The following is a 6,135-nucleotide window of genomic DNA, read 5'->3' as shown; positions in this document are numbered from 1 at the left end:
TAATCTTAATTGTAACGGCAATTTTTGCTGAGCAGAGTCCAAGGGCAGTTATTGTTTTTGATGCCTCGGGTAGTATGTGGGGTCAGATAGATGGCAAGGCAAAGATAGAGATTGCACGAGATGCCCTGAAAAATGTGGTGAATGAGTGGAACCCAAAGGTTGAGTTGGGACTCACCGTTTATGGTCATCGTAAAAAGGGTGATTGCAATGATATAGAGACGCTGATTCCTGTGGGAAAAATAGACAAGAAAAAGGTTATATCAACTATTTTTGCTATTAAACCAAAAGGAAAAACTCCGATTAGTCGCTCTATTAAAAAGGCTGCCGAGGAGCTTAAGTATACCGAAGAGAAAGCAACTATTATTCTTATCTCTGATGGAAAAGAGACCTGTGACCCTGACCCTTGTGCAATGGCTAAGGAGTTGGAAGAGAAAGGGATAGATTTTGTGACCCATGTTGTAGGGTTCAATGTGGATAAGAAGACTGATAAAGAGCTAGAGTGTATCGCGAAGGCTACTGGTGGGGAGTATTTTTCTGCTAAAAATGCTACGGCTTTGAATGAGGCTATGAAGAGTATTGTCAAAAAGGTCGAGAAGGTTGAGCCTAAACCTGAAGTAAAAAAACCTAAGAATAGTTTGGAGATTACAGCTACAGAAAAAGAGGGTGGAAAATGGATAGAGGCGTATCATGCTATATATCCTGTTGTATATGATTATACTCAAAAGTCTATCGGAAACTGTTGGTCAAAAAAGAAAAAAGAGTGTTTACGACCAATTCCTTCTGGAAAGTATCTATTAAAATCAAAGTATAATGAGTTTAAAAAAGAGACACCTTTTGAGATAAAAGCTGATGAAGTAACAAAACTCAATATCGTGTTTGGTCAAACAAGCAAAGTAGAGATTTCAGCCACGGAAAAAGAGGGTGGGAAATGGGTAGAGGCGTATCATGCTATATATCCTGTTGTAGATGCTGAGACAGAGAAATCTATTGGAAACTGTTGGTCAAAAAAGAAGAAAGAGTGTTTCAGACAAATTCCAGTTGGAAAGTACTTATTGAAGTCAAAATATAATGAGTTTAAAAAAGAGACTCCATTTGAACTAAAAGCTGATAAAGCTACAAAGCTCAATATTATATTTGGACAGACAGGAACAGTCGAGATTTCAGGCTCAGAGACAGAAGGTGGAAAATGGGTAAGCCTCTATGGATACATCTACCCTGCTGATGAGAATGGTAAAAAAGATGGTAGTAATGTAGGTCAGGTTAATAATAGAGATAGCAAAGAGCCTAGTACTCATAAAATACCAGCAGGTAAATATATCATGGAAGTAAAATATAACAACTTTAAAAAAGAGGTACTATTTGAAGTTATAGCAGGTAAAACAGAGAAGGTTCATGTGGTAATGGGTGAGACAGGAACAGTAGAGATTTCTGCCTCTAAGAAAAAAGGTGGAAAATGGGTACAACTTTATGGATATATCTACCCTGCTGATGAGAATGGTAAAAAAAATGGTGGCAATGTAGGTCAGGTCAATAATAGAAATAGCAAAGACCTTACTGTTTATCAGCTACCAGTTGGCAGATATATTATGAATGTAGAACACAATGATTTTGAAAAAGAGGTACTCTTTGAAGTTACAGTAGGTAAAACAAACAAAGTACATGTGATTTTTACACAATTTACTATAGGTGCTAAGTGTAGTGATATGAGTGTAAAAGTAAACTATGAAATCTATGCAGAGAGTGGACGACTTGTATATGAAAAAGAGATTAAATGTTCTGATACTCTAAAGGTTGTACTTGACAGTGGCAACTATAAAGTAGAAGCAAAGATAGGTAGTACTATCAAAGAGGGGAAATTCACCGTGGGTGGTGACTCTTCTAAACTTACTGTTGATATGACAGATATTAAGAAAGAGTCTATCCCAAAAGAATCCACCAAAGAAGAGTTGATTAAAGCTGATAGCCAAGCATCTATATCTAAAAAAGAAGAACCTAAAAGTGAGCCTTCTGTAAAAACTGTAGAGATTAATGGAATTGACCCAAAGGATTTGGAAGAGGCTGGAAAACTTCTGAATGCTCTTGGTGGTATGTTTGGAGCAAAAACAGAACAGAGCAAAGATACAAAAGCAGAGCAAGATAAAGCAAACAAAGAGTTTGACGAGATGAGTCAAGAGCTTGATATGTTTAGTAAATAAGATAAAGGAAAAAAATGAAAACAACAATTAAAATTTCAATGATAGCACTACTCGCAAGTAGTTTAGTACAAGCCGATGAGAATCAGATGAAAAAGTATGATGTAAAGAGTGCCAAGATAGAGTATGAGATAAAAGGCTCTGGTGGCATAATGGGGGTGGAGATAAAGACGATAGGCAAAAAGAGATTGATATTTGATGAGTATGGTGCAAAAGAGTTAGAAGAGGAGAGCAAAGTAACCAAAACTACAGGTATGGGTCAGAACAAAGTTGATAAAACTCATACTCTGAAATATATGAATAATTCTATTATCTACAGTGTGAACTTTGAAAAAGAGAAAATAGTAAGAATGCAAAATCCTGCTGTGGCTATGAGTTCTATCTTTGGTGGTGGAAAAAATATCCAACAGATAGGTGAAGAGATGCTGGAAAAGATGGGAGGTAAAAAAATAGGAACTGATAAAGTTGCTGGACATCAATGTGATATTTGGGATGTGAGTGGCATAAAACAGTGTATCTATAAAGGTATACCACTTAGAGTTGAGTCAAATATCATGGGCATAAAGAGTACAGAGGTAGCAACCAAAGCAGAGTTTGACTTATCTTTAGACAAGGATGCTTTTAAGTTGCCTGATTTTCCTATGTATGATGAGTATGGGAAAAAAATAGATATAGATAAACTTGATACGATGGATAAAAAAGAGACTCCCCCATCTGTCAATAATGGTGTAGATATGGCAAAAGCGATGAGAGTAGGAATGGCGGCTGCTCAAAAAGCAGGGTATGATATGCGATCAGGAAAAGAGATGACACCTGCACAAGAGGAGGCGATGCAAAAAGCGATGATGGATGCTATGGGTGGCGAAAAGGTCTTTTTTGAGAGACAGAAAAAAGAGATTTTAGCAGAGAGTGAAGATATGCCTAGTGCTATGAAAAGTTGTGTGGAGAAATCTCAAACAATGGATGATTTGAAAAAATGTTTCCCTGATGATGAGTAGCACCTGATAGCAAAGTTCATTGATAATATGATAAACTTCCAAAAAATATAAAGGTCATATTTGAAAAAATACATATTGGGTATGGATAGAGGTATCCTCTTTATGCTGTTAGCCTCACTATCCTTTGCAGTAATGGGTGGATTTGCCAAAGTTGTTAGCGAAGTTCTACCCCCTGTAGAAGTCACATTTTTTAGAAATGTCTTTGGTGTGGCATTGGTGGGGTTTGCTATCTATAAATCACCACTCAAACAGATAGGTGGCAAACCTCTGCTTCTTCTTTTCCGTGGAACTATGGGTTTTGTAGCACTTTTAGCCTACTTTTATGTTATTGCCCATATTCCACTTGGTGAGGCTGTTACTTATAATAAAACTTCACCTATATTTGTGGCGATATTCGCCTATATGTTTTTAAATGAGAAGTTAAGTAGGTGGGCAGTTTTGGCAATTGGAATAGGGTTTTTAGGTATTGTTCTTATCGCTCAACCACAAGGTGGCTCATTTGATAAATATGATATGTTGGGTATCTTTTCAGGGATTGGGGCAGCGTTGGCATATACCTCTATCCGTGAGCTTCGAGCCTACTATGATACCAAAGCGATTGTGATGAGTTTTATGGGAGTGGGGACAGTTGCACCAGTATTATTAATGTTGGCAACTCCATATGTGAATCCACCTGAATCGCTAAAGTTTATGTTTGCAGAGTTCGTAATGCCAGAGGGGATTATATGGTTTTATGTTTTTATGATGGGTATCTCGGCAACTGCTTCTCAGGTTCTGATGACCAAAGCGTATGAGTTGACCAAAGCAGGAATTGTTGGAACAATAAGTTATTCTAATATTGTTTTTGCTCTGATTATTGGTATAGCTTTGGGTGACCCTATACCCAATATTTGGACATTTTTAGGTATAATCCTCGTCATATTTTCAGGGCTGTTGGTAGTCTTATCTAAAGAGAAATAATGTAGGTCGGACTGCCCTCTGTCCGACAAAAATATGCATAATATAAAAATTAAAACGAACACAATAGATGTTTGAATTTAATGTCGGACAGAGGGCAGTCCGACCTACGAGGAAAAAACATGATACTTATAGCTGGACCATGTGTACTAGAGAGTCGCGATACCGTAATGAGGATTGCAGAGTCACTCTTACCATATCACGAAGATTGCACCAAAGATTTTTATTTCAAAGCGAGTTTTGATAAAGCAAACCGAACATCATTGGACTCTTTTAGAGGGCCTGGCATGGATGAGGGCTTAGAGCTTCTTCAAGAGGTCAAAGAGCAGTTTGGATATAAGCTTTTGACTGATGTTCATGACTATACTCAACCACATACCGTAGCAGAGGTGGTAGATGTGCTACAGATTCCTGCATTTTTGTCACGACAGACAGACCTTTTGGTTGCATGTGCTGAGACCTCTGCCATAGTCAATATTAAAAAAGGGCAGTTTTTAGCACCCCAAGCGATGGAACACTCTGTAGCTAAAGTGCTTAAAACTAGAGGTTTTGATGGTGAAGTTAACCATGCAGATGCCAAAAAATATGGTGTTTGGTTAACAGAGAGAGGTTCTAGTTTTGGTTATGGTAATCTAGTGGTTGATATGCGTGGACTTAGAACCATGAGAGAGTTTGCACCTGTTATATTTGATGCAACACACTCTGTTCAATCTCCTGCAAGTGGTGGGGCTACTAGTGGTGGAGATAGTTCGATGGTTCCTTATCTCTCTCGTGCGGCGGCGGCTGTGGGTGTGGATGGATTCTTTTTTGAGACGCACTTTGACCCTAGCATCGCTTTGAGTGATGGACCCAATATGATTGAGTTAAAAAAGTTGGAGAGTTTAATTAAGCAGATAGATGAGATTAGACAAATCGTTGAGTAGGTTCGATGCAATCGAACATTTTAAAATCGGATTATAAATAGAATCTGTTATAATTCAAAAAAAATGTAGGGTGCTGTTTTCAACGCACCATAAAACAGAAGGAAAAAAATGACCATAGTAGAAGGTAACTTACAAGTTGACAAAAGTAAAAAAGTAGCAATTATCAATGCGAGATTTAACCATTTTATCACAGATAGACTAGTAGAAGGTGCAACCGATGCTTATGCTAGACATGGAGGTAATGCAGAAGATTTAGATTTGATTTTAGTCCCAGGGGCATTTGAGATTCCATTTGCTTTAGATAAGGCACTTGCATTAGAAAAATATGACGCTGTATGCTGTTTGGGTGCTGTGATTCGTGGTGCTACTCCTCACTTTGATTATGTATCTGCTGAAGCTACAAAGGGTGTGGCTAGTGTAACTCTTAGACATGGAAAACCTACAACTTTTGGTGTGCTTACAGTTGATAGCATCGAACAGGCGATAGAGAGAGCAGGAACCAAAGCAGGAAACAAAGGTGCGGAAGCTATGGTTGGGCTTATTGAGATGATTAACCTCTATAGTGAGTTAGAAAATGGCAACTAGACACCAAGCACGAACGGCTGTTGTGGGGCTTCTCTATGCTTATGATTTAGGTAATGATGATATTGCTAAATTCTCTGATGATATACTAGAAGAGGATAAGATTAGAAATAAGCAGAGAGTTTTTTCAAAGTCTCTTTTTCACGGAACGATAGAGCATCTTGAAGCGATTGATACGGAAGTTCAAAAACATCTAAAAAATTGGGATTATAAGTCGATTGGTAAAGTTGAAAAGGCTATTATGCGTCTGGCAACTTATGAGATTTTGATAGAGGGTACTGACCGACGGATTATTATCAATGAGGCTATTGAGTTGGCTAAGGCGTTGGCTGATGATAAGGCTCCAAAATTTATCAATGCTGTTTTGGATTCTGTGGGTAAAAAGGAGATTCAAGAAGAAGTTAAGGTTGAAGAGTCTAAAATAGAGGAATAGTAACCAATAAAAGGAATGATATGTATCTCTTATATAAGTTATTCCTACTT

Annotated in this window: 6 protein-coding genes; all 6 read left to right on the top strand. The window is 37.8% G+C overall.

All coding sequences use genetic code 11. The features are described 5' to 3' along the window. Positions 1-2,195, top strand: a 2,195-nt coding sequence (locus GSY74_RS08885) for a VWA domain-containing protein (protein WP_164664751.1), incomplete at its 5' end; no start/stop codon positions are given. 14 nt (positions 2,196-2,209) lie between these two features. Next, positions 2,210-3,190: a hypothetical protein gene (locus tag GSY74_RS08880; RefSeq protein WP_164664750.1), complete on the top strand. Its 981-nt coding sequence runs from the start codon at positions 2,210-2,212 to the stop codon at positions 3,188-3,190. 81 nt (positions 3,191-3,271) lie between these two features. Further along, on the top strand, positions 3,272-4,150 hold the full coding sequence (locus GSY74_RS08875) for a DMT family transporter (protein ID WP_164664752.1): 879 nt from the start codon (positions 3,272-3,274) through the stop codon (positions 4,148-4,150). 119 nt (positions 4,151-4,269) lie between these two features. Continuing rightward, on the top strand, positions 4,270-5,070 hold the full coding sequence (gene kdsA, locus GSY74_RS08870) for a 3-deoxy-8-phosphooctulonate synthase (RefSeq protein ID WP_164664749.1): 801 nt from the start codon (positions 4,270-4,272) through the stop codon (positions 5,068-5,070). A gap of 108 nt (positions 5,071-5,178) precedes the next feature. Further along, on the top strand, positions 5,179-5,655 hold the full coding sequence (gene ribH, locus GSY74_RS08865) for a 6,7-dimethyl-8-ribityllumazine synthase (protein ID WP_164664748.1): 477 nt from the start codon (positions 5,179-5,181) through the stop codon (positions 5,653-5,655). Continuing rightward, a complete protein-coding gene (nusB, locus tag GSY74_RS08860) occupies positions 5,645-6,085 on the top strand; it encodes a transcription antitermination factor NusB (protein ID WP_164664747.1) in 441 nt (146 codons plus the stop codon). Before ribH ends, nusB begins: the two co-directional genes overlap by 11 nt. Positions 6,086-6,135: the final 50 nt, after the last annotated feature.

This window comes from Sulfurovum sp. bin170, assembly GCF_010892395.1.
GTDB lineage: Bacteria > Campylobacterota > Campylobacteria > Campylobacterales > Sulfurovaceae > UBA1140.
Note: the sequence above shows the minus strand (reverse complement) of the source record. Positions and strands in the feature narration are given on the sequence as shown.

What these genes read in the sequence shown, in the direction of transcription:
- GSY74_RS08875 (WP_164664752.1), top strand. Translation starts at nt 3,272, where the DNA reads ATGGATAGAGGTATCCTCTTTATGCTGTTAGCCTCACTATCCTTTGCA.
- nusB (WP_164664747.1), top strand. Translation starts at nt 5,645, where the DNA reads ATGGCAACTAGACACCAAGCACGAACGGCTGTTGTGGGGCTTCTCTAT.
- ribH (WP_164664748.1), top strand. Translation starts at nt 5,179, where the DNA reads ATGACCATAGTAGAAGGTAACTTACAAGTTGACAAAAGTAAAAAAGTA.
- kdsA (WP_164664749.1), top strand. Translation starts at nt 4,270, where the DNA reads ATGATACTTATAGCTGGACCATGTGTACTAGAGAGTCGCGATACCGTA.
- GSY74_RS08880 (WP_164664750.1), top strand. Translation starts at nt 2,210, where the DNA reads ATGAAAACAACAATTAAAATTTCAATGATAGCACTACTCGCAAGTAGT.